Source organism: Kitasatospora sp. NPDC091257 (genome assembly GCF_044757675.1).
In the GTDB taxonomy this organism is placed as follows: domain Bacteria; phylum Actinomycetota; class Actinomycetes; order Streptomycetales; family Streptomycetaceae; genus Kitasatospora; species Kitasatospora lactacystinica.
The window spans coordinates 1-1169 of the sequence record NZ_JBIVVI010001811.1; the positions used below are offsets into that span (position 1 = coordinate 1).

General features: G+C 76.8%; 1 protein-coding gene. It reads right to left on the reverse strand.

The genetic code is table 11. The features are described 5' to 3' along the window. Nucleotides 1-1100 (reverse strand): hypothetical protein (locus ACIQOV_RS42210; RefSeq protein ID WP_401056550.1); only part of this gene is annotated, 1100 nt, incomplete at its 3' end. Nucleotides 1101-1169 lie beyond the last annotated feature (69 nt).

Below are 1169 nucleotides of genomic sequence, written 5' to 3' on the forward strand. Positions count from 1 at the left end.
CCCGGCCCGTCCGCCCCCGGCGTCAGCCCGGCGAGCGGCACCCCGCGGACCGCCTTGCCGTTCTCGTCGGTGAGCACCGGCTGCCCGTGCTCGTCGAGCCGGACGGCGAGGTCCGCCACCCCGACCACCGGCTTGCCGTCCGGCCCGGGGACGACCAGCAGCCCGGTGGCGTCGGCCACCGGTGTGCCGTCGGCGCGGAGGATGACCGGCTGCCCGTCCTGGCCGAGGACGGGCGTGCCGTGCTCGTCCACCTTGACCGTCAGCCCGGGCACGCCGACCAGCGGCTTGCCGTCCTTCCCGGCGAGCAGGACCAGCCCGGAGCCGTCCGCGCCGAGCACGCCCGGTTCGCCGAGGGCGGCGGGCAGCCCGGCGGCGAGCGGGTCGAACGCGCCGCCGCGGTACGAGGCGGCGGTGATCCCCGTCCCCTGTGCGGTGCCGAGCTTCAGCAGGGCGACGGCGGCCGGTTCCTTGAGCACGCCGGACAGGGCGTCCTTCATGGCGCGGCCGAGTTCGGCGAGCAGTCCGCCGATCTTCAGCCCGGCGGCCTCGACGGCGACGGCCGCCACGCCCGCCGCGACCTGCTCGGTGGCGGTGTTCCTCAGCTTGGACGCGAAGCCGCCGACGGCCTTCTCCAGTCCGCCGACCACCCCGCTCCGCGCCGGGGCGCTGTCGGCCGCCGCGGCGACCTCGGCGGCCGTCTGCTTGGCCTTGGCCGCCTGCTCCTCGGCGTGCCGGAGGTCGGCGGCGAGCTGCTGCAGGGTCACGACGATCTCGGCCTTGCAGGTGTCCACGGCGCGCGCGGCGGTGTCGAAGGCCCCGGCGACCAGCCCGACCGCGCTGTGCGCGTCGTCCAGGTGGCCCTTGCCGCCGGCGCTGAAGCTCTGCCAGTACGTGCCGAAGGCCTCGACCGCGTGGCCGGAGTTGTCGGCGGTGACCCGCCGGACGGACTCGCCGCAGCGGCGGGTGAGCCGGTCGGCCTCCTTGCCGAACTCGCGCCAGACCCCGGCGGCCCTGCGCAGGCCCTCCTCGTCGGCCTGCGGCCACTGCTGGCCGGTCCGGGCCAGCACCGGGACCAGTTCCTCGGGCAGTTTCCGGGACACGCGCTTCCCCCTTCGAGCCGGGTCCGTCAGACCGACATGTCCTTGGGGACGGCGGGAGCCGCCCCCGGG